We start from the raw sequence: 440 nt of genomic DNA, 5'->3' as shown, positions 1-440 counted from the left end.
GTATCGTTTGTTGGCTTAAGCTCATCGATGGTTAATTCAGGCGCTACTGTGTCAACCTCGAAGCTCTCTGGCTGAGATTCACCTGTGTTACCTGCTTGATCTGTTGCTTTTGCAACTACGTCATATTCGCCATCTGCCAATTCAACTGATGGTGTATATGTCCATGTGTCACCTGTAACTGTCGCTGGACCTTCTGCAACAACTTGACCGTCTTTGTCTTTAACAACGACATTTACTGTTGTTCCTGGTTCAGTTGTACCTGTGATTTCTGGCGTTGTATCGTTTGTATCCGCAATTGGATCAATCGTTACATCGGTATCAGATGGTGCAGTTGTATCTACAGTTAATTTGCCATCCGCAGTTTCAGTAGCAGTATTACCCACCGCATCTTTCGCTTCAGCTTTAACTGTATATTCACCTTCTGGTAATTCTTCAGTCGG

1 protein-coding gene is annotated in these 440 nt (G+C 43.9%); it reads right to left on the bottom strand.

The features are described from left to right. The coding region (locus tag AC1M87_RS14785; protein ID WP_481594122.1) for an Ig-like domain-containing protein at nucleotides 1–440 on the bottom strand (440 nt) is incomplete at both ends.

The sequence above is a fragment of the Acinetobacter sp. 24-47-62 genome, assembly GCF_056779765.1.
This window is presented reverse-complemented; position numbering and strand designations above follow the sequence as displayed.